Origin of the sequence: Cupriavidus lacunae (genome assembly GCF_003353055.1) — a bacterium.
GTDB lineage: Bacteria > Pseudomonadota > Gammaproteobacteria > Burkholderiales > Burkholderiaceae > Cupriavidus > Cupriavidus lacunae.
Genome location: NZ_QKWJ01000009.1, coordinates 72,549 through 95,028, shown reverse-complemented (window position 1 = coordinate 95,028; position 22,480 = coordinate 72,549). Strand labels below are relative to the sequence as shown.

Sequence of the window (22,480 nt, the reverse complement as noted above, 5' to 3'; positions counted from 1 at the left end):
TGCGACGGGGTAGTGCAATCTTAGGAAACGTTCTTAAATTAATCAATAGCGAAAGCGTTCGTCTATGACAAATAATTTGGGTGAATGGCAGGCGCATTCCAGATATGCCAAAAAGCGCGGGTAAACCCTTGCTCGCGTGGCTTTGGGAGGCGTTCGATTAATATCCGGGGTTTCCGATCACACAGGACGGCAATGGCCAGACGCAAGGCTGGGGAAGCAACAGCGCAGGCTAGCGAGCCCGTAGCGCGTGCCGACAAGGCACAGCGCGGCATCCAGAGCGTGGAGGTGGGCGGGCGCCTGCTGGCGGCGCTGGCCGCCGCACGCGCGCCGATGCCGCTGGCCGCGCTGGCCGATGCCGCGCAGCTCGCGCCAGCCCAGGCGCATGCCTACCTGGTCAGCCTGACACGGCTGGGCCTGATCAAGCGCGACCATCTGTCCGGCCGCTACGAGCCCGGCCCGCTGTCGCTGCGGCTGGGCATGCTGCACCTGGAGCAGGATCCCGCCTGGCGCGCCGCGTTGCCGCGGGTGGACGCGCTGGCGCAGGCCCTGGGCTTCAGCGTGGCGACGAGCATTGCCGGGCCGCAGGGCCCGACCATCGTCCGCTATGTGCCAGCCAGTGCGCCGCTGCACGTCAACCTGCACGTGGGGACGGTGATGGCGCTGGCCGCTACCGCGACCGGGCGCGTGTTCTGCGCCTTCCAGCCCCCGGCGCAGTGGCAGCCGTTGTGGCACGCGCAGCAACCGGGCGCGACCGAGTCCGAGCTCGCCGCCTTCAGCGCCAGGCTGGCAGAGATCCGCGCGCGCGGCATCGAGCGCAGCATCGACACCCCCAGCCCGGCGGTCAGCAGCCTCAGCGTGCCGGTGCTGGACGACGCGGGCGCGCTGCGGCTGGTGCTGACGCTGGTGGGATCGACCGGTGCCATCGATGTTGACTGGCACGGCGCGGCGGCGCAGGCCCTGCTGGCTGCGGCGGCGGACATCGGCGCGGCGCTGCGCGAAGAACAGGAGCGCCCGGCATGAGCAGCGTGACAGAAACCCGACAAGACATGGAAGGCGGAAAGCCGCAGCGCGGCATCCAGTCGCTCGACAGCACCGGCCAGTTGCTGGGGGCGCTGGTGGCTGCCGGCCGGCCGCTGGCGCTGCGCGACCTGGCGCTGGCCGCGGGCATGCCGCCGGCCAAGGCATTCCCCCATCTGGTCAGCCTGCAGAAGACCGGCCTGCTGGCGCGCGACGCCGCGGGCAACTACCTGTGCGGACCCCTGGCGCTGGAACTGGGACTGATTGCGCTGCAGCGGCTGTCGCCGACGCGCGAGGCAGAGCCTGAAGTGATCGAGCTGGCCGGCGCCACGGGCCTGAGCGTGGCCATGGCGGTGCTGGGTCCGCTGGGGCCCACGGTGGTCCGGCTGGAGGAATCGGCGCGGCCGCAGCACGTGAGCCTGCGCGTGGGCACGGTATTGTCGCTGGTCCACACCGCCATCGGCCGCACCGCTGCGGCCTATCTGCCAGCCAATGTGCTGGCGGGCCTGCTGGAAAAAGACGAACTGCGCATGGCCGGTGCCGTCGCGGCGGAGGTGCTCGCACCCGGCGGCAAGCTGGCGCCGGCCTACGCCCGGCGCCTGGATCAGGTGCGCGCGGCCCGGCTCGACAATGCACTGAGCCACCCCGTGCCAGGCATCGACACTCTGGCCGCGCCGGTGTTCGACCACACCGGCAGCCTGGCGCTGGTGATCGCCGTGATGGGCTCCAGCGGCAGCTTCGACAGCCGCACCGAAGGCGCCACCGCCGCGCTGGTGCGGCAGGCGGCGCGGCGGCTGTCATGGCGCTTCGGCGCGCCGGACGCGGCCTGAATCAGGCCATCGGTCAAGCCATCAGTTGTCCAGCTTGATATTGGCCGATTTGATCAGGCTGTCCCACTTCTCGTACTGCGCGCGGATATAGCTGCCGAACTGCGCCGGCGTGGCGGGGAAGGGCACGGTGCCCTGGCTGGCGAGCCTGGCAACCATTTCCGGCTGGTTCAGCGCCGCCACGATCTCGCCATTGAGGCGGTCGATCACCGCCTTGGGCGTGCCGGCCGGCGCGACCACGCCGAACCACGCGGTCAGTTCGTAGCCGGGCACGCCGGCGGCGGCCAGCGTCGGCACGCCGGGGAGCTGGTCCGAGGGCTTCTGCGTGGTCACCGCCAGCGCGCGCACGCGGTTGTCGCGGATATACGGCAGCGCCGTGGAGACGCTGTCGAACATCATGGTGATGCGCCCGCCGATCAGGTCGGTCATCGACGCGGCGCTGCCCTTGTACGGAATGTGCGTGATATTGACACCGGCCAGGTGCGTGAACAGCTCGCCCGCCAGATGCGACGACGAGCCGTTGCCGAACGAGCCGTAGGTCAGCTTGCCTGGTTCCTTGCGCGCCAGCGCCAGCAGTTCCTGCACGTTGCGCGCCGGCACGCTGGGATGCACCACCAGCACGTTGGGCAGGTAAGCAACCGAAGCCACCGGCGCGAAGTCTTTCAGCGGGTCGTAGCCGGGCTTGTCATAGAGGCTCTTGTTCACCGCCAGCGAGCCGAAGGTGCCGAACAGCAGTGTGTAGCCGTCGGCCGGCGCCCGCGCCACGGCAATGGCCGCCAGGTTGCCGCCGACGCCGGGCCGGTTGTCGATCACCACCGGCTGGTGCAGCCGCACCGACAGCGCATTGCCGATCTCGCGCGCCAGCAGGTCGGTGGCGCCGCCAGGCGGGAAGGGCACCACCAGCCGTAACGGCTTGTCCGGATAGTCCGCCAGCGCGGTACCGGCGGCGGTGGCCGCCAACGCAAACAGCAGCCCTGTGGCTGCGCGCCTGATCCAACCCTGCATCGCTGTCTCCTTTCTGTGGTCTGTTGCGATGGAACAGGCCCTAGTGTGTCGCAGGGGCGGCGGGCGCGTGTTTGGGATTGGCGAAGGTCGCGTTCGGGGCCGCGGCCGGTCAGTCCGGCCGGCGCAGCCGCGCAATGGTGCTGAACAGCGTTTCCAGCTCCACGGGCTTGACCAGGTGTGCGTCGAAGCCGGCGGCCTCAGTATGCTGCCGGTCCGCGGGCTGGCCGAAGCCGGTCAACGCCACGAAACGCGTCAGCTCGGTGCCCGCCACGCCGCGCATGGCGCGCACCACCTCGAAGCCGTCCATGCCGGGCATGGCCAGGTCGATCAGCGCGATATGCGGACGGCAGCGCGGCGCCACGTGCAGGGCTTCCGCGCCGTCGTAGGCAATGGTCACCTCGTGGCCGCACATCTCCAGCAGCATGGCCAGGCTGTCGGCCGCGTCGCGGTTGTCGTCGACCAGCAGGATGCGCTGCGCCTGCAGCGCCGCCGTGTCCGGGCCAGACCCCTGCTGTGCGGGGCCCAGGGCCGCGTCGGCCTTGTGCGCGGCCGGCAGCGGCAGGCGCAGGGTGAACGTGCTGCCCAGCCCCGGCCCGGCACTGGCGGCGGCGATCGTGCCGCCGTGCAGCTCCACCAGCGAGCGGCACAGCGACAGGCCGATGCCGAGCCCGCCATGCACATCCGTGCCCGGCCGGCTTTCCTGCACGAACAGGTGGAAGATGTCCTCGAGCGCGTGCGGGGCGATGCCTCTGCCCCGGTCGATGACCCGTACCTCCAGCGTACGATTCTGCACCGAGGTGGCAATCACCACGCCCGTTCCCGGCGGCGAGAACTTCGACGCATTGAGCACCAGGTTCTGCATGACCTGCACCAGCCGCGTCTTGTCGGCATCCATGTGGATCGGGCCGGGCGGGGCCTGCACGTCCACGCGCTGCGCCTTGGCATCCAGCGCGGGCCGGGCCCCTTCGATGGCGAGCGCAAGGATGTCGTTGAATTCGACCGGTTCGGTGCGCAGCTCGATGCGGCCGGAGGTGATGCGCCCGATATCGAGCAGGTCGTCCACCAGCCGGATCAGGTGAGCCACCTGGCGCTCGATCAGGCCCAGGCTCTTGTTTGCCAGTGCCGCGTCCTCCGGTGCCAGCCGCATGGCTGTCACCGCGCTGCGCACCGGCGCCAGCGGATTGCGCAACTCATGCGAAAGCGTCGCCAGGAACTCGTTCAGGCGCTGGCTGGAGCGCTCCAGTTCCTCGCGGCGGCGGCGTTCGCTCATGTCGCGCGTCACCTTGGCAAAGCCGCGCAGCGCGCGCGATTCGTCGTAGACCGCGGTCAGCGTGACATTGGCCCAGAACAGCGAGCCGTCCTTGCGCACGCGCCAGCCTTCATCCTCGACGCGCCCGGTGCGCCGCGCCAGCTCCAGTTGCCGGCCCGGCTTGCCCGCGGCAACGTCTTCCCGCGGGTAGAACACCGAAAAATGCCGGCCGATGATCTCGTCGCGGCGGTAGCCCTTGATATACGAGGCGCCGGAATTCCAACTGACGATATGGCCGCCCGGATCGAGCATGAAGATCGCGTAATCCTTGACGCCCTCCACCAGCAGGCGCAGCGTTTCCTCGCTCTGGCGCAGTGCCTCGGCGGCGCGGCGCTGGTTGGTCAGGTCCCGCGTGACCTTGCCAAAGCCGATCAGCCGGCCGTCGGCGTCCCGCAAGGCGGTGATGACGACGTTGGCCCAGAAGCGGCTGCCGTCCTTGCGCACGCGCCAGCCCTCGTCCTCGAACCGGCCCTGCTCGGCGGCGGCTTTCAGCTCGGCTTCCGGCCAATGCCGCGCGACCGCGTCGGGCGTGTAGAACTGCGAGAAGTGCTTGCCCAGGATCTCTTCGCGCTTATACCCCTTGATGCGCGCCGCACCCTTGTTCCAGCTGGAGACATGGCCGTCGACGTCGAGGGTAAAGATGGCGTAGTCCTGTATGGCTTCCACCAGCGTCCGATAAGGCGTATCCGCAGAATGACGGTCGTGCCGCCCGCCAGCGTCAGGGCGCTGTGCGCTTGCGGCACGTCGTTGCGGATCGTCGGGACGTTTTGTCATGGGGGCTCAAGCGGCGTGCAGGCGTGTGCCAGCGCATTCGATCCTGATGATGCCGTAAGGATACCCCTGCTGCCCGCTGACAGGCCATGTGCTCCGGCCGCAAGTGCAGCGGAGCGGGCCAGAGCCTGCCAGTACCGTCCGCAGGCTCAGAAGCTTCCATGCCGCAAATCAGAATGTACGGATTGTCTGCCAAGGCTGGCTCCCTAGAATGGGCGCACAAGGGTTTTCAGCGATTCCATCCACAGCGCCAATGACACAGTCCGATCAACGCCGCCCGCAGCGCGACGCCATGCCGTGCAGCACGGGTTGCCAGATGGCCAGCGTCTGCCCGGACGCCCGACAGCGACACCAGGGCTGCCAGCCAGCCGGCGCCGGACCGGGTCAGCGCACGGTCCGACTGCGCAAGGGCCAGTTCCTGTACCTGTTGGGCGATCCGGTGACTGCGCTGTATGCCATCCGTGTCGGTACGCTCAAGACCCATGTCACGACCGAGGACGGCCGCACCCAGGTGGTCGGCTTCCACTTTCCCGGCGACATGGTCGGACTGGATAGCCTGGCAGGCCCGCACTATGCGTCTTACGCCACGGCGCTGGAAGACACCAAGCTGTGCCTGTTCCCGGTGGACGCGCTGCGCCATGCGGCGGCCAGCCTGCCGCCGCTCGCCAACCGGTTGTTCCTGGCCCTGGACGGCCAGTTGCGGCACGCGCGGGCGCTGCAGACCATGCTGGCGCTGATGACTGCCGAAGAGCGGCTGGTGACCTTCCTGCTGTGGCTGGCCGATGGCTTTGCGGCGCGTGGCTTTTCTTCCTCGGAATTTGTGTTGCGCATGAGCCGGGAAGAGATCGGCAGCTATATCGGACTGACGCTGGAAACGGTGAGCCGGCAGTTCTCGCGCCTGGCGGAGGTCGGACTGATCGGGGTGCGGCACCGCACCATCACGCTGCGCGACAAGCACGCGCTGCGCGCCATCGCCGCGCGCCCGATGATCCTGGCCCACGCGCCCGCGCCTGGACTACCCATGGCAATTGACGAACCTCTCCCGGCGCAAGGCTGACATGGAATATGCAAGGCAAGCCGGACCGGCCGGCAAGGACCCTGGCCAGGAACCCGACAGCGACAGCCTGCGGCAGATCAAGGAGCTGAACCTGTCCTACCTGCTGCTGGTGCAGCGGCTGATGCGCGAGAACGAGGCCGAGGCCCTGTTCCGGCTTGGCATCGGCCGTGAGGTCGGCCGTGTGCTGGCGTCCCTGACGCCGCCGCAGATGGTGGCGCTGGCGCGCTCCAACCTGGTGCTGTGCCGCTTCCGGCTGGACGACAGCATGCTGCTGGCCGCGCTGACCGGGACCGAGCCGCCACACGTCCTGCAAAGCATGCATGCCGCCATCGTCATGGCTTCACGGCGGGAATAGAACACGACTTCTGCAATCGGAGGGTATATGACTGGCAATGCGATGACACATGTCGATCTGAAGCGGATGGCGATGGCCGCCGACCGCCGGGGCGCCTTCCTGCCCACGGCAACCCGCAAGGAAATCGTCGGCACGCTGCAGATGCAGGATATCGTCCTGGCGCTGGGTGCCGAGGCCGGGGAGCAGCGCTGCATTGAAGCCGGCCTGGAAGTGCTGGCCATGGCCGGACACCCGCCCGCGCGCGCCGCGGTGTCGGTAGGGCACGGCCGGCAGCCGGCGCTGGATTTCTATATTGACGCCGACATGCAGACCTGCTGCGAACTGGACAGCGCCGTGCAGCAGGCCATCGCCAGCCGTTTCACCAGCGTGCTGCCACCCGGCCTGGCGGTTTCAGTGCTGCCGCTGGAGGTCTACATGCGGGAGTCCGCCGCTGCGGGCCAGCCGTTCCAGGCCGAAAGCTTCCGCACCTGCGCGCGCGAACTGCTGGCCGGCGCCGGCGAGATGCACCAGCGGCTTGCAGTGGTGTGTGCCTATCTGTCGGTGCTGCATGAAGCGCAGGGCCTCGCCGAGCGGCTTGGCTATCTTGAGCAAAGCCTGCTGGACCAGGGCCAGGAGGCTCTGTCCTGGCGCCTGCGCCGGCACCGCAGCCTGGAGGGGCGGGCGCTGGCGCAGGCGCTGGAAGGGCTGTCCCGCGCCGCTGACGGCGCGCTGTATGAGTTTGGCACCCGCTACAGCTTCGAGCGGGCCAGCTACCAGCTTGAGCAGATGCAACGCGTCCATGACCGGATCGCGCGCTTTCGGGACACCTGCCGCCTGGGCGAGCCGTGGTCCGAGCCCCGGTACGCCGCCTGCGCGCACGCGCCGTACTGAGGCCAGGCATCGTCAGATGCCGGCCATGCAGGTGTACTTGATGACCAGGTAATCCTCGATACCGTAGTGTGAGCCTTCGCGGCCTACGCCGGATTGCTTGACGCCACCGAACGGCGCCACCTCGTTGGAGATCAGGCCCGTGTTCACGCCGACCATGCCGTACTCCAGCCGCTCGGAGACGCGCCAGACCCGGCCCAGGTCGCGGGCGTAGAAGTAGCTGGCCAGGCCGAACTCGGTGTCGTTGGCCATGGCGACCACGTCATCCTCGGTCTCGAAACGGAACAGCGGCGCCAGCGGGCCGAAGGTCTCCTCGCGCGCGACCAGCATGCCAGGGCCGACGTCGGCCAGCACGGTCGGCTGGAAAAAGGAATGCCCCAGCGCGTGGCGCTGGCCGCCCTGCAGCAGGCGGGCGCCCTTGCCGAGCGCATCGGCGATATGTTCTTCCACCTTGGCCACGGCCTTGTCGTCGATCAGCGGCCCGATGCGCACGCCGTCATCCATGCCGTTGCCGACCTTGAGGGCCGCCACTGCCGCCACCAGCTTCTGCGCAAACGCGTCGTACACGCCCGACTGCACGTAGATGCGGTTGGCGCAGACGCAGGTCTGGCCGGCGTTGCGGTACTTCGACACGATCGCGCCTTCCACGGCCGCATCCAGGTCGGCGTCGTCGAATACGATGAAGGGCGCGTTGCCGCCCAGCTCCATCGAGACCTTCTTGATGGTCGATGCGGTCTGCGCCATCAGCACGCGGCCGACTTCGGTCGAGCCGGTGAAGGTCAGCTTGCGCACCAGCGGATTGCTGCTCATCTCGCCGCCAATCGCGCCGGCCGAGCCGGTCACCACCGACAGCACGCCCGCCGGAATGCCGGCGCGCTCGGCCAGGGCCACCAGCGCCAGCGCCGTCAGCGGGGTTTGCGAGGCAGGCTTGAGCACCATGGTGCAGCCCACGGCCAGCGCCGGGCCCGCCTTGCGCGTGATCATGGCCGCCGGGAAGTTCCACGGCGTGATGGCCGCGCAGACACCCACCGGCTCCTTGGTCACGACGATGCGCTGGTTGCTCACCGGGGCGGGAATGGTATCGCCATAGACCCGCTTGCCTTCCTCGGCAAACCATTCGATAAACGAGGCCGCGTAGGCAATCTCGCCGCGCGCCTCGGCGATCGGCTTGCCTTGCTCCGCGGTCATGATGCGCGCCAGGTCTTCCTGGCTGGCCAGGATCAGCTCGAACCATTTGCGCAGCAGCGCCGAGCGCTCCTTGGCGGTGCGGGCGCGCCACGCCGGCAGCGCGCGGTTGGCGGCTTCGATAGCCTGGCGGGTTTCGTCGGCGCCCAGTTGCGGCACCTGGCCCACGCGCTCGCCGGTGGCGGGGTTGGTCACGTCGATGCGGCGTTCGCCATCGATCCAGCGGCCGTCGATATAGCACTGCTGCCGCAGCAGCGAGGAGTCCTGGAGATTCAGCATGGTTGTCATCAGTGGATGCCGGCTAGTGGCACGGGTCATTCTTGGTGGGCTGAGACAACGATTGTAATCCTGGCCCGGCCAGCCTTGCGGCTCAGTTCCATCCGTCGGCGTCCAGCCGGGTCCAGCGGTCGGGCGTGTCCCCGTCATGCGAGGCCAACAGCAGGGTCTGGCCGCAGTCACCGCAACGGTACACGAACGCATTGTGGCCGCTGGCGGTGCGCAGCGTTGCCGACATCACGAGTCTGGGGTGCGGCGGCACATGGCCAGGCCGCTCCAGCTGCGACTCGCACAGGTCGCATAGCGTCATCATTATTCTTCCTCCGCTCGATCCCCGGCACGCAAAAAATGCTGTGGTGCAGCATTCTCGATACCAGTATAGCGGCGGAATGGTAGGGCCGTGGGATGGGTGCAGTAGTTAGTCGCCAAGGAACTCTGCCATCACTTCCAGCCCCTCAATGTGATCGGCAACGACCTTGGCAATGGTGATCAGGGGGATGGCGAGCAGCATGCCCCACACGCCCCAGAGCCAGGTAAGCAGAAGCAGCGCAACAAAGACGGCGACGGCGTTCATCCGCGCCATGCGGCCGGTCATCCAGGTCGTGATCACCGCCCCGATCAGCGTCGCGATCAGCAGCGAGCCGCCCGCTGCCGCTGCCGCCAAGCCAAGCGTGCCGAACTGCATGAATGTCACCATCCCTAGGCAGACCGAGATCGCCATGGCACCGAAATACGGCACCAGGTGCAGCGCCGCGGCAGCGATTGCCCAGCTGCCCGCGTTGTCGACGCCAAGCCACTTCAGGAGCAGCCAGGTACAGGCGCCAAGGCCGGCATTGGTCACCACCAGCATGCCCATATAGCGGCGGATGGAAAGGTTGATCTCGTCGAGCATATGCACGCTGATCTTCTTTTCCGAGATGGTGGTGCCCGCCATCTTGATGAACTTGCGCTTGAAGGTATCGCCGGCGAGCATCAGGAAGTACAGCAGGAATACCACCACCATCGCCTGGCCGGCCATGGTGAAAATGCTGACCGAGCCAGCCAGCAGCAGGTTGTTGATCTGGCCGGGCGCCTGGTCCACCACCACATGCGTGCCGCGCGCCGGCGGCGGCTGGCCGGCGCCGCTGAGGACGGTGGCGGCGCGGCGTATCTTCTGCCACATGGAGTCGTCGCCGCTCATGAGCGCGCCCAGGGAGCGTGACAGCTTGCTGGCCATCTCGGGCAAGCTGTTGACAATGGACTCGATCTGCCCCTGCAGCAGGTACGCGCCGCTGAGCAGGGCGCCCAGCAGGGCAAGAAGCACTACCGTGCTGGCCACCGCGCGCGGCAGGCCCAGCCGCTGCAGCGCGCAGACCAGCGGGTCCAGCAGATAGGCCAGCACGATCGCAATCACCACCGGGACCAGGAAGTCGCGTGCGATATGCATGGCGTACAGCGAAAAGAGCGTGGCCAGCACCACCAGCGCCGTGCTGGCGCGACGCAGCGATGTGGTGACGGCATCGCTTGCGGGGACCTCAGTCGCGCTGGTCGTGGCTTCGGACTCAACGCCGGCATCGTCCGGCAGCGGCACGTCCGGAGCAGGGGGGATCGGCGAGACAGCGGATTCGGGAAGGGTCGACATGGCCTGGCGCCCTGGCAAAAGGCCTGGCGCTGCTATGAAGATAGCCGGCCGGCAGGCGGTGGCTGTCGGACACCGCCGCGTGCCGTTGTCAGACAAGCACGGCAGGCATTGCGCGGGGGATCGTGTGCGCCTGGAAGGTGACACCGCCCGGGGCGGCAGCGTTGCGCTGCACGCCCGGGCGGTCTGGTGCCGGAGCGCCGAAGCGCCAGAGCGGGTGCAGTCTCAGCCCGTTACGGTCTTGGTTTCCATGAACTCGGCAATGCCTTCCGGGCCGTATTCGCGGCCGTTGCCGGAGGTCTTGTAGCCACCGAACGGCGCCGTGATGTCCATCATCGCCCCGTTGATGCGCACGCTGCCGGCGCGCAGCCGCGCGGCCAGCTTGCGCGTGCGTTCCGGGTTGGACGAGGCGATGTAGGCGGCCAGGCCGAACTCGGTGTCGTTGGCGATGGCCACGGCTTCATCCTCGGTGTCGTACGGCAGCAGGCACAGCACCGGCCCGAAAATCTCCTCGCGCGCGATGGCCATGTCGTTGCGCACGTCGGCAAAGATGGTCGGGCGCGCATAGAAGCCGCGTTCGAGCCCGTCGGGGCGGCCCGGGCCGCCGGCAGCCACGCGCGCGCCTTCCTCGATGCCCACGCCGATCAGGCGCTGCACCTTGTCGTACTGACCGCGGTTGGAGATCGGGCCCATCTTGGTTTCAGGATCGGACGGGTCGCCGACCTTTACCGCATTGGCCACGGCCGCCGCGATCTGCACGGCCTGCTCGTAGCGCGAGCGCGGCACCAGGATGCGCGTGGGCGCGATGCAGGTCTGGCCGGAATTGACCATGCACTGCGCCACGCCGCTGGTCACCGCCGCCTGCAAGTCGGCATCGTCCAGGATGATCATCGGCGACTTCCCGCCCAGTTCCTGCGCCACGCGCTTGACCGTGGGCGCGGCGCTGATGGCCACTTCCACGCCGGCGCGGGTCGAGCCGGTGATCGACACCATTTCGACGTCGCGATGCGAAGACAGCGCGGCGCCCACCACGCGGCCTTCGCCATAGATCATGTTGAAGACGCCCGGCGGCGTGTCGGCCGCATCCATGATTTCGGCGAAGATCTGCGCGTCCAGCGGCGCGATCTCCGACGGCTTGAGCACCACCGAGCAGCCCGCCGCCAGCGCCGGCGCCACCTTGGCGGCGATCTGGTTCAGCGGCCAGTTCCACGGCGTGATCAGCACCGCCACGCCGATGGCCTCGCGCAGGATGTAGCTCTTGCCGCGCGCGGTTTCGAACGCGAAGTCGCGCAGCGCCTGCAGGGTTGCCTGCAGTTGCGCCAGGCCGATGGCGGCCTGCAGGTTGGTGGCCAGCGTGATCGGTGCGCCGATCTCCTGGCGCACCGCCTGCGCCAGGTCGCCCATGCGCGCCTGGTAGGCGGCGATGATGCGTTCGAGCAGCGCGATACGCGTTTCACGCGTGGACACCGACCAGGCCGGGAAGGCCGCGCGCGCGGCGGCCACGGCCTGGTCCACGTCCGCTACCGTGCCCATGGCGAGCTTGCCTGCGACCCGTTCGGTGACGGGGTCGATGATGTCGGCCTGGGTCGCGCCCGCTGCGGGCGGCACCCACTTGCCGTTGATATAGAACTTGTCGACGATGTTCATGTCGTTATCCCCGGTGTTCGGTTGGGGTGCCAGTTCAGACCGGACGGCAGCCGATAATGGTGGCGCGGTTCATGTGGCGCACGGCCGGGAAGTAATCCTGCACCGCATAGTGCTGCGTGGAGCGGTTGTCCCAGAGCGCGATCGTGTCCGGTTGCCAGCGCAGGCGCACCTGGTACTCCGGCGCGGCCGCCTGGCGATACAGGTACTGCAGCAAGTCCAGCTCCGCGGGCCGGTAGTCGGAACCGAAGCGATACGGCTGTTCCTTGACGAAGTTGGCTAAATGCGTGGTGAAGGCTTCGTTGATGAACAGGATCTTCTCGCCGGTTTCCGGGTGGGTGCGCACCACCGGATGCACCATCGGCGGATACGCGGCGCGCATCTCCGCGTACTTCTCGTCGCTCAGCGCGGAGCCGAAGGTCGGCATCGCGTCATGCACGGCCTTCAGGTTGGCGATTCGGGCCTTCATGTCTTTAGGCAGGTTCTCGTGGGCGGCGGCCATGTTGATCCAGATGGTGTCGCCGCCAACCTCCGGGCATTCCACGCAGCGCAGCATCGATCCCATCGACGGGATCTCACGCCAGGACACATCGGAGTGGTACAGGTTCTCGCGACCGCGTGTCTTGCCGTCGCGGCCGAACACCACCAGTTCCGGGTGCTCCGGATGGTTGGTGAACATCGGGTGGACTTCCAGCTCGCCGAAGCGGCGCGCCACGGCCACATGCTGGGCCGGCGTGATGGCTTGCTTGCGGAAGAACAGCACCTTGTACTTCAGCAGCGCGCGGCGCAGCGACAGGTAGGTGTCATCGTCCAGCGGCTCGCGGAAATCGATGCCTTCGACGTCGGCGCCGATCGTCGGCGTGCAGCGGCGCACGGCGAAGGGAAAGGCTTCATTGTCCAGCGCGCGGTAGGCTTGCGGGCTGATGGTGACTGCGGCAGTGGCTTGCATGGGGTGTCTCCTCGGTGTTGTGGTTGCCAATGCAGGGTGAGCGTCCGGCTCAGTGGTGCGAGGCCTTGATCAGGTCAGCGGCCTTTTCGCCGATCATGATGGCGGGGGCGTTGGTGTTGCCGCCGATCAGCGTCGGCATGATCGATGCGTCAGCGACGCGCAGGCCTTCCACGCCACGCCCGCGCAGTTCCGGATCGACTACCGCCATCTCGTCGACGCCCATCTTGCAGGTGCCGACCGGGTGGTAGACCGTGTCCGCATGGTCACGCACGAAGTCGCGGATGGCGGCTTCATTGCTGCTGTCGGGGCCGAAAGCATCGGTCAGGACCTCGCGCCCGCCATACTGCGCCAGCGCCGGCTGGGCGAAGATGCGGCGAATCGCGCGCACGCCTTCGACCATGCCCGCCATGTCCTCTTCGGCCGACAGGAAGCGCGGGTCGATCAACGGCGTTTTGCGCATGTCGGCGCTGCGCAGGCGGACATGGCCGCGGCTCTTCGGGCGCAGCACGCAGGCGTGGCATGAGTAGCCATGACCGAGATTGCCCAGGTTGCGGTTGCCAAGCAGCGCGACAGCAAAATGCAGCTGCACGTCGGAGATCTCCAGCTCGGGGCGGGTGCACAGGAAGGCGCCGGCCTCGGCGACATTGGACGACACCATGCCGGTGCGCGTGCGCCGGTAGCGCATGACCTCGCGCGCCAGCCGCAGCATGCCGCGGGCGGTCTTGCCGAACAGTTCGGGCGTCTGCAACTGCTTGTTGACGATGATGTCGAGATGGTCCTGCAGGTTCTCGCCCACGCCCGGGAGGTCATGGACCACGCCGATGCCGAGGCTGCGCAGTTGCGCGGCAGCCGATGCCGGAGGCCAGCAGCAGCTGCGGCGAGTTGAAGGCGCCCCCGCTGACCACGATCTCGCGCCGGGCGCGCAGCACCTGCATGGTGCCGCCGCGCACGACTTCCACGCCGATTGCGCGCTTGCCCTCGAACAGGATCCGCAGCGCCTGCGTATCGGTCAGCACCGCCAGCCCGTGGCGGCCGCCGTTCAGTGCCGTGTCCGCCGCATTGCCGCCATGCAGGTAGGCCCGTGCCGCGTTCCACCGCTCGCCGTTGTACTGGGTCACCTGGAACAGGCCCACGCCTTCCTGGCTGTGGCCATTGAAATCGTCATTCGGCGGCAGGCCGGCCTGGATCGCGGCCTGGACAAAGCGCTGCGCGAACGGGTTTGGCGAGCGCAGGTCGCTTACGTGCAGCGGGCCGTCGCTGCCATGCAGCGGATGTTCCTGGCCAGCCAGGCGAGGATTGCGCTCGCTGCGGCGGAAATAGGGCAGGACGTCGTCGAAGCCCCAGCCGCGGCAACCCAGCGCAGCCCAGTCGTCGTAGTCGCGCCGGTGGCCGCGGATATAGACCATGCCATTGATCGACGAACTGCCGCCCAGGCCGCGCCCGCGCGGCTGGTAGGAGCGGCGCCCGTTCAGGCCCGGTTGCGGTTCGGTGTAGTAGGCGTAGTTGCGCGGGCCGGCCTTGGGGACCACCGCTGCAAGCCCGACTGGCGCCCAGATCGAAAAGTGATGGTCATGCGGCCCGGCCTCCAGCAGTGCCACCGTTGCGTTCGGGTCTTCCGCCAGGCGCCCCGCCACGGCGCAGCCAGCCGACCCGGCGCCGATCACGATGTAGTCGAATTCAGCCGCCGCGCTGGCGGCGCCTTGTGATGCCTTGGTATTCAATTTCTGAGTCTCCTGAATGACGATCCGCCGGTGTTTTTACGCGGGCGCGGGCAGCCGCTGACGATGGATACTGCCATTACCTGTTATAACAGGTCAATAGGTTTGCGTGACTACCTGTCATGATAGGTATAATCCGCCCCATCCAGCATTCGGAGCCGCCCAAGGCGGAACAGACGTGGCGCTGCCCAGGTTCAAAGAGATCGAAAACGAGATTCGCCAGCGGATCGCCAGCAACGCATTGGCGCCCGGCGCCAAGCTGCCTTCCGAGTCGGAGCTGATGACGGAGTTCGCGGTCAGCCGGATCACCGTGCGCCAGGCCCTGTCCGGGCTGCACAACGCCGGACTGATCGAGAAGGTCAACGGCAAGGGCAGTTTCGTGACGCGTCCGTCGGACATGCCCAGCCTTGGCGCGCTGACCGGCTTCTATGAAACCGGCCGCGCCCGTGGCCAGCTTGCCTACGGCAAGCTGGTCTCGGTACGGATGATGCGCGCGCCGGCCTTTGTGGCGGCGGCGCTGCAGTTGCAGCCTGGCGAGAAGGTGCTGAGCGTTGCCACGGTGCGCTACTGGGACGACGCCCCCGTGGCCCATTTCAACCTGATGGGCCCCGAGCCGCTGATGCGCCGGCTGGTGCAGGAAGACCTGGAAACCAACGACGCAATGTCGTTGTTCGAAAGCCGCCTCGGATACCGGTTCAAGGAGGTGGCGATGGAAGCCACTGCCGTTGCCGCGCCCGCGGACGTGGCACGCCGGCTCGGTATCGCCGTGGGCGAACCGCTGTTCCGCCTGCGCAGCACGCCGTATGACATCGAGAACACACCGCTGTTTTGCGGCGAACTGCTGTTCCGTTCTGACCGCTACGCCTACAAGTGGACGCTGACGCGATAGTGCGGGCGCTGATCTGTTCAGTCTGACGGAGGCGCAAGCATTGCCACAGCCGGAAGGAAAGGAACCGGCGTGGGAGCTGCTGCAGGTCAGGACGCCATCGCCGCCGCCGTGGTGCCGAAGGTTGCCACGCAATTGCGCCCGGAGCGCTTGGCCAGATAGAGCGCTTCGTCGCCGGCACGGAGAAAGGCGCGCAGCTCAGCGAAATCCTTCTCGTTGCCAGCGCTGTTGGCATCGGTTACCACGCCGATGCTGACCGTCAGCAGCCCGTCGGCGCCCGCCGAGTTCGGAATCTGCAAGGCCTGGACGGCGGCGCGGATGGTCTCCGCCCTGGCGGCCGCGCCGGCTGCGTTGGTGTGGGGCAGCAGGATGGCGAACTCCTCGCCGCCATAGCGTCCTGCGTAATCGCCGGGACGCCGTATGTGCCCCTGGATGCAGGCTCCCACCGCGGCCAGCGCATCGTCACCGGCCTGGTGGCCGTAGCGGTCATTGAATTCCTTGAAGTGGTCGACGTCGAGCATCAGCAGCGACAACGGCTGCCCGTGCCGCCGCCCGCGCCGCCACTCAACGTCGGCGGCGTCGTCCAGCGCGCGCCGGCTGCCGAGCCCGGTCAGGCCATCGGTGTTGACCATCCAGCGCAGGTGCTCTTCCATCTCGACCCGGCGCCGCCACTGGCGCGACAGCAGCACCGAGAGCGCGATGATGGCGGCGTCCAGGGCGAAGATCAGCGTGCCGAACACCCAGGCGCGCTTGTACCAGGTTGCCAGCACGTCGTGGGTGGCACGTCCTACCACGACTAGCAGCGGGAAGCCCGGCACGCGCCGGAAGCTGTAGAGCCGCTGTACGCCGTCAACGGCCGCGAAGCTGATAAACGTGCCTTGCGTGCTTTCCAGCAACGGCGCAAATGACGGGCTGGCGGAGATGTCGCGCCCGATCGATTCGGCTTCATAGGGGCGGCGCATGATGATGGTGCCGTCGGTGCGCAGCAGCGTCAGCGTGCCGCCCGCGCCGAGGCTGACGCCATCGAACAGCTTGCGGAAGTACTGCAGGCGCAGCGTGCCGACCACGACGCCGGCAAAACTGCCGTCCGGTGCGGAGAGCCGCCGGCTGATGCCGATGGATTGGTTCTCGGGGGTCAGGCGCGGCTGGAACGGCCGGCTCAGGAACACGCCGCCGTGATCGGCGCCGAGGTGGGCCTGGAAGTAGTCGCGGTCGGAGACATTGACCGGACGCGGCGGCCACTGGTGCGAGTCGAACACCAGCGTGCCGTTGGCGTCGGTGACCAGCAGCGAGCCCATGTCTTCGGCGTTGATCGAGCGGTCGAACAGCAAGCGCTGGCGCAGTGCCGGCGGCTGCGCCAGCAGTGCGGGGTCGTGCATGGCTTCCACCAAGCCGCCAATCGCCAGTTCATGGATCTGCAGGTTGCGCGAGATGCTGCGTTCCAGGGTCAGCGCCAGGTTGGCCGCTGCCTCGCCGGCATTGTTCATGGCATCCCGGCGCATCTGTACCAGGGCGAATGCGCCAAGGGCTGCAATCATGAAGACCAGGACAAGGCTGGCGGCCACGATCAGTGAGGCCGGACGGTAGACGGCTTGGCGAGCCGGTAAGTGATGTATGTGGCGCACGTAAGGAGCCGGTCTGCTTTTATGCGGCCATTGTAGTGCCTGGCGGTGTGTGTCACACCGATCGCGTGGCCCTACGCTGTATGCATGGTTCTTCCCTACACTTGAGCATGGCGGGTCACCGCCGCTGAAGGGAAGAATCTATGCAGCCAGAGCCTGCACAATCCAAGCCCGTGGCGCTGGCCCTGCAGGGCGGCGGCATGCATGGCGCCTTTACCTGGGGCGTGCTCGACCGGTTGCTGGAAGACGGCCGTCTGGTGATCGAGGGTGTCAGCGCCACCAGCGCCGGCGCCATGAACGGCACCGTGCTGGCCTATGGCCTCATGCAGGGCGGCAGCGACGGCGCGCGCCAGGCCCTGCATGACTTCTGGCTGGCGATTGCGCACTCGGCGCAGCGCTTCAACCCGTTTCGCTGGCTGCCGTGGTTCAAGGGCAGCCATACGCTGGGCCTGAACCATTCCCCGCTGTACACGATGGCCGACATTACGCTGCGGCTCTTGTCGCCGTACCAGTTCAATCCCAGTAACCTCAACCCGCTGCGCGACGTGCTCGGCAGCCATGTGGACTTTGCCGCGCTGCGAGAGCATTGCCCGATCCAGCTGTACCTGTGCGCGACCAATATCGAGACGAGCCGCATACGCATTTTCCCGCCGGAAGAACTGAGCATAGACGCTGTGCTGGCCTCGGCCTGCGTGCCGACGCTGTTCCAGGCGGTCTGCATCGACGGCCAGCATTACTGGGACGGCGGCTATGTCGGCAACCCGGCGATCTATCCGCTGATCTATCACTGCCAGACGCGCGATGTCGTGATCGTCCACATCAACCCGATCGTACGCCACGGGGTGCCGACCACGGCCGCGGAGATCCTGAACCGGGTCAACGAGGTCAGCTTCAACTCGTCGCTGATGCGGGAGATGCGCGCCATCGCCTTCGTCACCTCGCTGATCCAGCAGGGCAAGGTCGACGGCAACGAGATGAAGGAGATGTGGATCCACTCGATCCGTTCGGACGAGACCATGGCCGCGCTGGGGGTCTCCACCAAGTACAACGCCGACTGGGAATTCCTGTGCTCGCTGCGCGACAAGGGCCGGGAAGCGGCGGCCACGTGGCTGGCGCGGAACTACGACAATGTCGGCCAGCGCTCCAGCATCGATATCAGCGCCGAGTTCCTCTAGTGTCCGGACCCGGTTGTGCCAGCCGCCAGGCAAGGTTGGCGCGCGCCTGCGCCTCGAAGCGCGACTGGAACAGGTCGGTGAAGTAGATGCGGGGGCTGGCCAGCAGCCTGCCCAGGAAGAGGCGTTCGGCGGCGTCATAGGCGGCGTCGTCGAGGTCGGTGCGCTCAGCGCGCAGGTGGACGCCGTTTTGCTGGAAGCGCGCGCGGCTGCACCCCAGTGCGGCGAGGTCGATATCGGCGGTGAAGCGCCCGGCCAGGCTTGCCGGCACGTCGGCGTGCGTGGTTTCCAGGATCAGCCCGGCAACGCGCTCGGCGGCGGCGATCGTGCCATTCGACCAGCGCCGCAGCCACGCGGCGCTGCATTGCTCGTTGTCGGTGGCGCCGGCCACGTAGACGACATCGTGGCACCAGAGCGCCAGTTCCACGTCGGCGGCATCCGGTATCGCACTGCGGGCCCAGTCCAGATCATGCAGGCAGCGGCGCACGTGGTCCAGGGTGTGGTAATGCCGCGTCGGCTCGCCGTAGCAGCGGGCCAGGTCGGCATAAACGTCTGCTGCGCGCGTGCCGCCCACAATCGTCCAGAGTGCGACAAAGCGGTCCTGCAGAGGGGCGCCTGGGGTTGCCGTCATGCGCGCGCGGGTCCCGGGTCATAGGCACCGTGGTTGGCCAGCTCCGCAAGCAGCGCCTGTGCCTGCAGCCAGTCGGCGGTATCGGTGCCCTCGCTGAAGCTGCCGTGGACGCGCGCCAGCGCTTCATGCGCCGCCTCGCTCTTGCCTTGTTGTTGCCACAGCCGGGCCAGGCTGATGGCGGCTTGCAGTTCCAGTGGCTTTGCGCCCTGGGCGCGGGCGACCGCGAGGGCCCGCTGGAAGCAAGCTTCGGCTTCATCGATGTCGGCGGCAGAGCTGGCGCCTTGCGCCGACAAGCGGAGCAGCATGTCGCCGCGCAGGCGATACACGGCCGCTTCATCGAGCCGCTCTCCGGTCTCTTCCACCATGGTTTGCGCCCGGCTGAGCACGTCCAGCGCGGCGGCGGGCTGGCCAGCCTTGCCGCAGCCCTCGGCCAGCATGATCAGCAGGTTCGGCATGCCCAGTTCCCCACCGGTTGCCTCGTAGGCGGCCACGCCCTGGCGCATCAGCCCAATGCCTTCCTGGTGATTGCCCTGTTCGGACAGCGCCCAGCCCTGGAGGACGGTTCCCCAGGCCAGGTAGATCGGGAAACCCTGTTCGCGTGATATGGCAATGGCGGCCTCCGCATACTCTCTTGTCATCCGGGCGTCTTGTCGCCACCGATGCTGTTCCGCCGCAAACACCAGGCACAGCGCCAGGTTGTACGCATCCGGGCGCGCGCGGGCCAGCACCAGCGCCTCCTGGCTGCGCGCGAGTGCCTGGTCGGAAAAGCCCAGGTACCACATGATCCACCCCAGCGTACCGGTGGCATGGACGGCCGGGTCGCGTCCGTAGCCCGTCAGGAAGTCGTACGCCGAAGGTTCGGGGTGCGGCATGGCGAGCACCGCCTCCATATGCTCGCGCGCGGCGTCAAGCTCGCCAAGGCGGAACAACGTGGCGCCCACCGCGCGATGGCCCTCGGCCAGCTGCTTGGGCTTCTGCGATTCCATCGCCAGCGCAAGCAGGCGCTTGGCCAGCGGCAGCGAGACCTGGTACTGCGCGCGCAGCTGATAGAACGCCCACAGCCCCAGCTGCGCCGAGAATACATAGGGCGTCTGCCGGCCTTGCTCGCACAAGGCCATCGCGCGCCGGTAATTGGCCTCCACTTCGGGCGATGCCTGGCCCCGGGCGGCAAACAGCGCGGGCCCGAGCGTCAGCAGCAACGTTAATTCCAGGCGCGCGCGTTCGGTGCTGTCGGGCTGCCGCTTGAGCAGTTCGATGGCGGCACTCAGGTGCCGGATGGCTTCCTCCTGCGCGGAGCGCTGCAGCGCCTGCTGGCCGGCGCAGTGCAGGTACTCGATCGCCTTCTCGATGTTGCCGCTGAGGCTGTAGTGGTGCGCCAGTTCGCTGCAATAGTCCTTGAGCCGGCCGTGGAAGAGCGCCTCGATGGCCTGGGCGGAGCTTTCATGCAAGGCGCTGCGGCGCTCGGTCAGCATTGAGCTGCCGGCCACCTCCTGGGTCAGCCCGTGCTTGAAGGCGTACTCGACTTCCGGGAAGGCCGGGCGCTCGTAGACGAAATCGGCCGCCTGCAGGTCGGCCAGCAGCGGGCGCAGCTCGTCTTGCGGCAGGCCGGTGACGCGCAGGACCAGGCTCAGCGGAAACTCCTTGCCAATCACGGCCAGCGTCTGCAACAGCTCCTTCTGGGCCAGCGGCAGCCGGTCGATACGTGCGGCCAGCACGCCTTGCACGGTGGTGGGGATATGCAGCAGCGCCGGCGCCTTCTCGATCCGGTAGCGGCCGGGCTGGCCCAGCAGCGTGCCTTCCTCGGCCAGGGTCTGGACCACTTCCTCCATGAAGAAGGGGTTGCCTTCGGTCTTGTCGAGGACCAGCCGTTTCAGCGGCACCAGGCTGGGGTCGTCGCCGAGCAGCGCGGTCAGCAGTTCCTGGGCCTCGGCTTGCCCCAGCGGCTGCAGCTGCAACTGGGAGTAATGCCCGCCGGCATGCCAGCGATGGCTGTACTCCGGGCGGTAGTTCACCAGCAGCAGGATGCGCGCGGCCGGCACATGGTCAACCAGCATGTTGAGAAAGGCCTCGGTTTCGCCGTCCAGCCATTGCAGGTCTTCAAAGATGACTTCCAGCGGCTGGTTGAGGCTTTCCCGGACCAGCAACTGCGCAATGGCGTCGAAGGTGCGCTGGCGCCGGATGGCCGGGTCCATGGTCGGCAGCGGCGAGTCGGGCTCGACCGCGCCGAGCAGGTAGAGCAGGTAAGGCAGGTGCTCTTCCAGCGAACGGTCCAGCGTCAGCAGCCTGCCGGTCACTTTCTCGCGGCAACTGCGGTCACTGTCTTGCGCCGTGATCTGGAAGTAGTTCTTCAGCATCTCGATCAGCGGCAGGTAGGCAAAAGCTTTGCCGTGCGAGACCGAGAAGGTCTCCAGCGCCAGGCAGCCTTGCTGCGACCTGACCTTGAATTCATGGAACAGCCGGGACTTGCCGACCCCGGCCTCGCCAACTACCGCAACGATGCACCCGTGTCCCGCCTTGGCCTGCTCCAGCGCCGCGTTCAGGTGCGACAGCTCGTCCTGGCGCCCGACAAACCTGGCCAGGCCTCGGTGCGCCGCCACCTGCAGGCGCGTGCGCAAGGCGCCCAGGCCAACCACTTCATATACCGCGAGCGGATCGCGCACGCCCTTGACGTGCGTGGTCCCCAGCGCTGTGAATTCGAAATAGCCCTCGGTCAGCTTGTGGGTCGATTCGCTCACCAGGATCGACGCCGGCGTGGCAATGCCCTCCATGCGCGAGGCGATATGGATGGTATGCCCGACCGGGTCGTAGTCGGTGTGCAGGTCGTCCTTGCGGATCGAGCGCACCACCACCTCGCCGGTATGGACGCCGATGCGGATCTGCAGCGGAATGCCTTGCTCCAGGCGCACGCGGTCGCTGTGCCGGTGCATCGCATCCTGCATGCGCAGCGCCGCGTAGAGCGCGCGCAAGGCGTGGTCCTCATGGGCAATCGGCGCGCCGAACAGCGCCAGGATGCCGTCGCCGAGGAACTTGGCCACATAGCCCTCGTAGTGGTGGACGGCCTCCATCATCAGCGCCACCACGGGGTCGATCAGCCGGCGTGCGTCCTCCGGATCCAGGTCCTGGGTCAGCGCGGTGGAACCCGCCATGTCGGCAAACAGCGCGGTAATGGTCTTGCGCTCGCCCGCGGTCTCGCCCCGGGCTTCCATCGCCGCCTGCTCGGCCAGGATGCGTCCGACCAGGTGGGGCGGGGTGTAATGGACCGGGGCCGGGGCGGCGGGCGCAGCAGCTACGCTGGCAGGTGCGTCGACCAGCGCAAAGCCGCAGGCGCGGCAGAACTTCGCCGCCGCGGTGGCTTCTTCTCCACACCGCGGGCAAACGCGGGCTAGCCGCGTCCCGCATTCTTCACAGAAGTTGGCTCCCGCAAGGTTTGAGAAACCGCAACGGGTGCAGCGCATTTTGTCTCCTGGCCGCCATTGCCTGGACGGCACTCAAGACTATTAGAGTTGGGATCGGCGGGGATGGCAAGGCGGTGACCCGAACCCCATCGCCAGCGCGGCACCAGCGACTCAAT

General features: G+C 67.5%; 17 protein-coding genes and 1 pseudogene. 7 read left to right on the top strand and 11 right to left on the bottom strand.

Features of this window, described 5'->3' with window-relative positions:
• The first annotated feature begins 192 nt into the window (after positions 1-192).
• Positions 193-1,020, top strand: a complete 828-nt coding sequence (locus tag DN412_RS10525; protein ID WP_078200332.1) for an IclR family transcriptional regulator — start codon at positions 193-195, stop codon at positions 1,018-1,020.
• Entirely contained in the window at positions 1,017-1,847 is an 831-nt protein-coding gene (locus DN412_RS10520; RefSeq protein ID WP_115014714.1) for an IclR family transcriptional regulator, read from the top strand. Before DN412_RS10525 ends, DN412_RS10520 begins: the two co-directional genes overlap by 4 nt.
• A 21-nt stretch (positions 1,848-1,868) precedes the next feature.
• Here DN412_RS10520 and DN412_RS10515 read toward each other — a convergent pair whose 3' ends face one another.
• Together DN412_RS10515 and DN412_RS10510 are read right to left on the bottom strand one after the other, a co-directional pair.
• Positions 1,869-2,849, bottom strand: a complete 981-nt coding sequence (locus DN412_RS10515) for a Bug family tripartite tricarboxylate transporter substrate binding protein (protein WP_115014711.1) — start codon at positions 2,847-2,849, stop codon at positions 1,869-1,871.
• A 109-nt stretch (positions 2,850-2,958) separates the two neighbouring features.
• A complete protein-coding gene (locus DN412_RS10510) occupies positions 2,959-4,932 on the bottom strand; it encodes a PAS domain-containing hybrid sensor histidine kinase/response regulator (protein ID WP_115014709.1) in 1,974 nt (657 codons plus the stop codon).
• A 250-nt stretch (positions 4,933-5,182) separates the two neighbouring features.
• On the opposite strand from DN412_RS10510, the gene DN412_RS10505 reads away from it, so the two are divergent.
• From DN412_RS10505 to DN412_RS10495, 3 genes are read left to right on the top strand one after another with little or no spacing between them, the layout of a single operon-like run.
• Complete coding sequence (locus DN412_RS10505) at positions 5,183-5,986, top strand: helix-turn-helix domain-containing protein (protein WP_244222618.1); 804 nt, start codon at positions 5,183-5,185, stop codon at positions 5,984-5,986.
• A 1-nt stretch (position 5,987) separates the two neighbouring features.
• A complete protein-coding gene (flhD, locus tag DN412_RS10500) occupies positions 5,988-6,341 on the top strand; it encodes a flagellar transcriptional regulator FlhD (RefSeq protein WP_115014706.1) in 354 nt (117 codons plus the stop codon).
• A 27-nt stretch (positions 6,342-6,368) separates the two neighbouring features.
• Positions 6,369-7,211 (top strand): hypothetical protein, encoded by an 843-nt coding sequence (locus DN412_RS10495; protein WP_115014703.1) that lies wholly within the window; start codon positions 6,369-6,371, stop codon positions 7,209-7,211.
• 12 nt (positions 7,212-7,223) lie between these two features.
• On the opposite strand, the gene gabD is transcribed toward DN412_RS10495, so the two are convergent.
• The 6 genes and pseudogenes from gabD to DN412_RS10465 form a co-directional block, all read right to left on the bottom strand.
• Positions 7,224-8,672: an NADP-dependent succinate-semialdehyde dehydrogenase gene (gene gabD / locus DN412_RS10490; protein WP_115014869.1), complete on the bottom strand. Its 1,449-nt coding sequence runs from the start codon at positions 8,670-8,672 to the stop codon at positions 7,224-7,226.
• 91 nt (positions 8,673-8,763) lie between these two features.
• The gene (locus DN412_RS10485; protein WP_115014867.1) at positions 8,764-8,979 is read right to left on the bottom strand and encodes a hypothetical protein; all 216 of its coding nucleotides are present in this window, start codon (positions 8,977-8,979) and stop codon (positions 8,764-8,766) included.
• 108 nt (positions 8,980-9,087) lie between these two features.
• Positions 9,088-10,290 carry an AI-2E family transporter gene (locus tag DN412_RS10480; RefSeq protein WP_115014701.1) on the bottom strand — a complete coding sequence of 401 codons (1,203 nt, stop codon included), beginning with the start codon at positions 10,288-10,290 and terminating at the stop codon, positions 9,088-9,090.
• 222 nt (positions 10,291-10,512) lie between these two features.
• Positions 10,513-11,934 (bottom strand): aldehyde dehydrogenase family protein, encoded by a 1,422-nt coding sequence (locus DN412_RS10475; protein ID WP_115014698.1) that lies wholly within the window; start codon positions 11,932-11,934, stop codon positions 10,513-10,515.
• A gap of 34 nt (positions 11,935-11,968) precedes the next feature.
• A complete protein-coding gene (locus DN412_RS10470; RefSeq protein WP_115014694.1) occupies positions 11,969-12,880 on the bottom strand; it encodes a TauD/TfdA dioxygenase family protein in 912 nt (303 codons plus the stop codon).
• 49 nt (positions 12,881-12,929) lie between these two features.
• A pseudogene (locus tag DN412_RS10465) lies at positions 12,930-14,601 on the bottom strand (GMC family oxidoreductase).
• Between the two features lie 175 nt (positions 14,602-14,776).
• Here DN412_RS10465 and DN412_RS10460 point away from each other — a divergent pair.
• Entirely contained in the window at positions 14,777-15,487 is a 711-nt protein-coding gene (locus DN412_RS10460) for a GntR family transcriptional regulator (protein WP_115014691.1), read from the top strand.
• An 86-nt stretch (positions 15,488-15,573) separates the two neighbouring features.
• On the opposite strand, the gene DN412_RS10455 is transcribed toward DN412_RS10460, so the two are convergent.
• On the bottom strand, positions 15,574-17,022 hold the full coding sequence (locus DN412_RS10455) for a sensor domain-containing diguanylate cyclase (protein WP_244222617.1): 1,449 nt from the start codon (positions 17,020-17,022) through the stop codon (positions 15,574-15,576).
• Positions 17,023-17,249: 227 nt separating this feature from the next.
• Between DN412_RS10455 and DN412_RS10450 the strand changes: the two genes are divergently transcribed.
• On the top strand, positions 17,250-18,281 hold the full coding sequence (locus tag DN412_RS10450; RefSeq protein WP_115014686.1) for a patatin-like phospholipase family protein: 1,032 nt from the start codon (positions 17,250-17,252) through the stop codon (positions 18,279-18,281).
• On the opposite strand, the gene DN412_RS10445 is transcribed toward DN412_RS10450, so the two are convergent.
• Positions 18,262-18,909 carry an HD domain-containing protein gene (locus DN412_RS10445; protein WP_115014683.1) on the bottom strand — a complete coding sequence of 216 codons (648 nt, stop codon included), beginning with the start codon at positions 18,907-18,909 and terminating at the stop codon, positions 18,262-18,264. The genes DN412_RS10450 and DN412_RS10445 overlap by 20 nt on opposite strands.
• Entirely contained in the window at positions 18,906-22,364 is a 3,459-nt protein-coding gene (locus DN412_RS10440; protein WP_115014679.1) for an adenylate/guanylate cyclase domain-containing protein, read from the bottom strand. The genes DN412_RS10445 and DN412_RS10440 overlap by 4 nt, the downstream gene beginning before the upstream one ends.
• Between the last annotated feature and the right edge of the window lie 116 nt (positions 22,365-22,480).

Bases quoted from the DNA above. Each gene is read 5' to 3' on its own strand.
- DN412_RS10475 (WP_115014698.1), bottom strand. From the start codon at position 11,934: ATGAACATCGTCGACAAGTTCTATATCAACGGCAAGTGGGTGCCGCCC.
- flhD (WP_115014706.1), top strand. From the start codon at position 5,988: ATGGAATATGCAAGGCAAGCCGGACCGGCCGGCAAGGACCCTGGCCAG.
- DN412_RS10445 (WP_115014683.1), bottom strand. From the start codon at position 18,909: ATGACGGCAACCCCAGGCGCCCCTCTGCAGGACCGCTTTGTCGCACTC.
- DN412_RS10480 (WP_115014701.1), bottom strand. From the start codon at position 10,290: ATGTCGACCCTTCCCGAATCCGCTGTCTCGCCGATCCCCCCTGCTCCG.
- DN412_RS10520 (WP_115014714.1), top strand. From the start codon at position 1,017: ATGAGCAGCGTGACAGAAACCCGACAAGACATGGAAGGCGGAAAGCCG.
- DN412_RS10450 (WP_115014686.1), top strand. From the start codon at position 17,250: ATGCAGCCAGAGCCTGCACAATCCAAGCCCGTGGCGCTGGCCCTGCAG.
- gabD (WP_115014869.1), bottom strand. From the start codon at position 8,672: ATGCTGAATCTCCAGGACTCCTCGCTGCTGCGGCAGCAGTGCTATATC.
- DN412_RS10515 (WP_115014711.1), bottom strand. From the start codon at position 2,849: ATGCAGGGTTGGATCAGGCGCGCAGCCACAGGGCTGCTGTTTGCGTTG.
- DN412_RS10455 (WP_244222617.1), bottom strand. From the start codon at position 17,022: ATGATTGCAGCCCTTGGCGCATTCGCCCTGGTACAGATGCGCCGGGAT.
- DN412_RS10495 (WP_115014703.1), top strand. From the start codon at position 6,369: ATGACTGGCAATGCGATGACACATGTCGATCTGAAGCGGATGGCGATG.
- DN412_RS10440 (WP_115014679.1), bottom strand. From the start codon at position 22,364: ATGCGCTGCACCCGTTGCGGTTTCTCAAACCTTGCGGGAGCCAACTTC.
- DN412_RS10505 (WP_244222618.1), top strand. From the start codon at position 5,183: ATGACACAGTCCGATCAACGCCGCCCGCAGCGCGACGCCATGCCGTGC.
- DN412_RS10525 (WP_078200332.1), top strand. From the start codon at position 193: ATGGCCAGACGCAAGGCTGGGGAAGCAACAGCGCAGGCTAGCGAGCCC.
- DN412_RS10485 (WP_115014867.1), bottom strand. From the start codon at position 8,979: ATGACGCTATGCGACCTGTGCGAGTCGCAGCTGGAGCGGCCTGGCCAT.
- DN412_RS10510 (WP_115014709.1), bottom strand. From the start codon at position 4,932: ATGACAAAACGTCCCGACGATCCGCAACGACGTGCCGCAAGCGCACAG.
- DN412_RS10470 (WP_115014694.1), bottom strand. From the start codon at position 12,880: ATGCAAGCCACTGCCGCAGTCACCATCAGCCCGCAAGCCTACCGCGCG.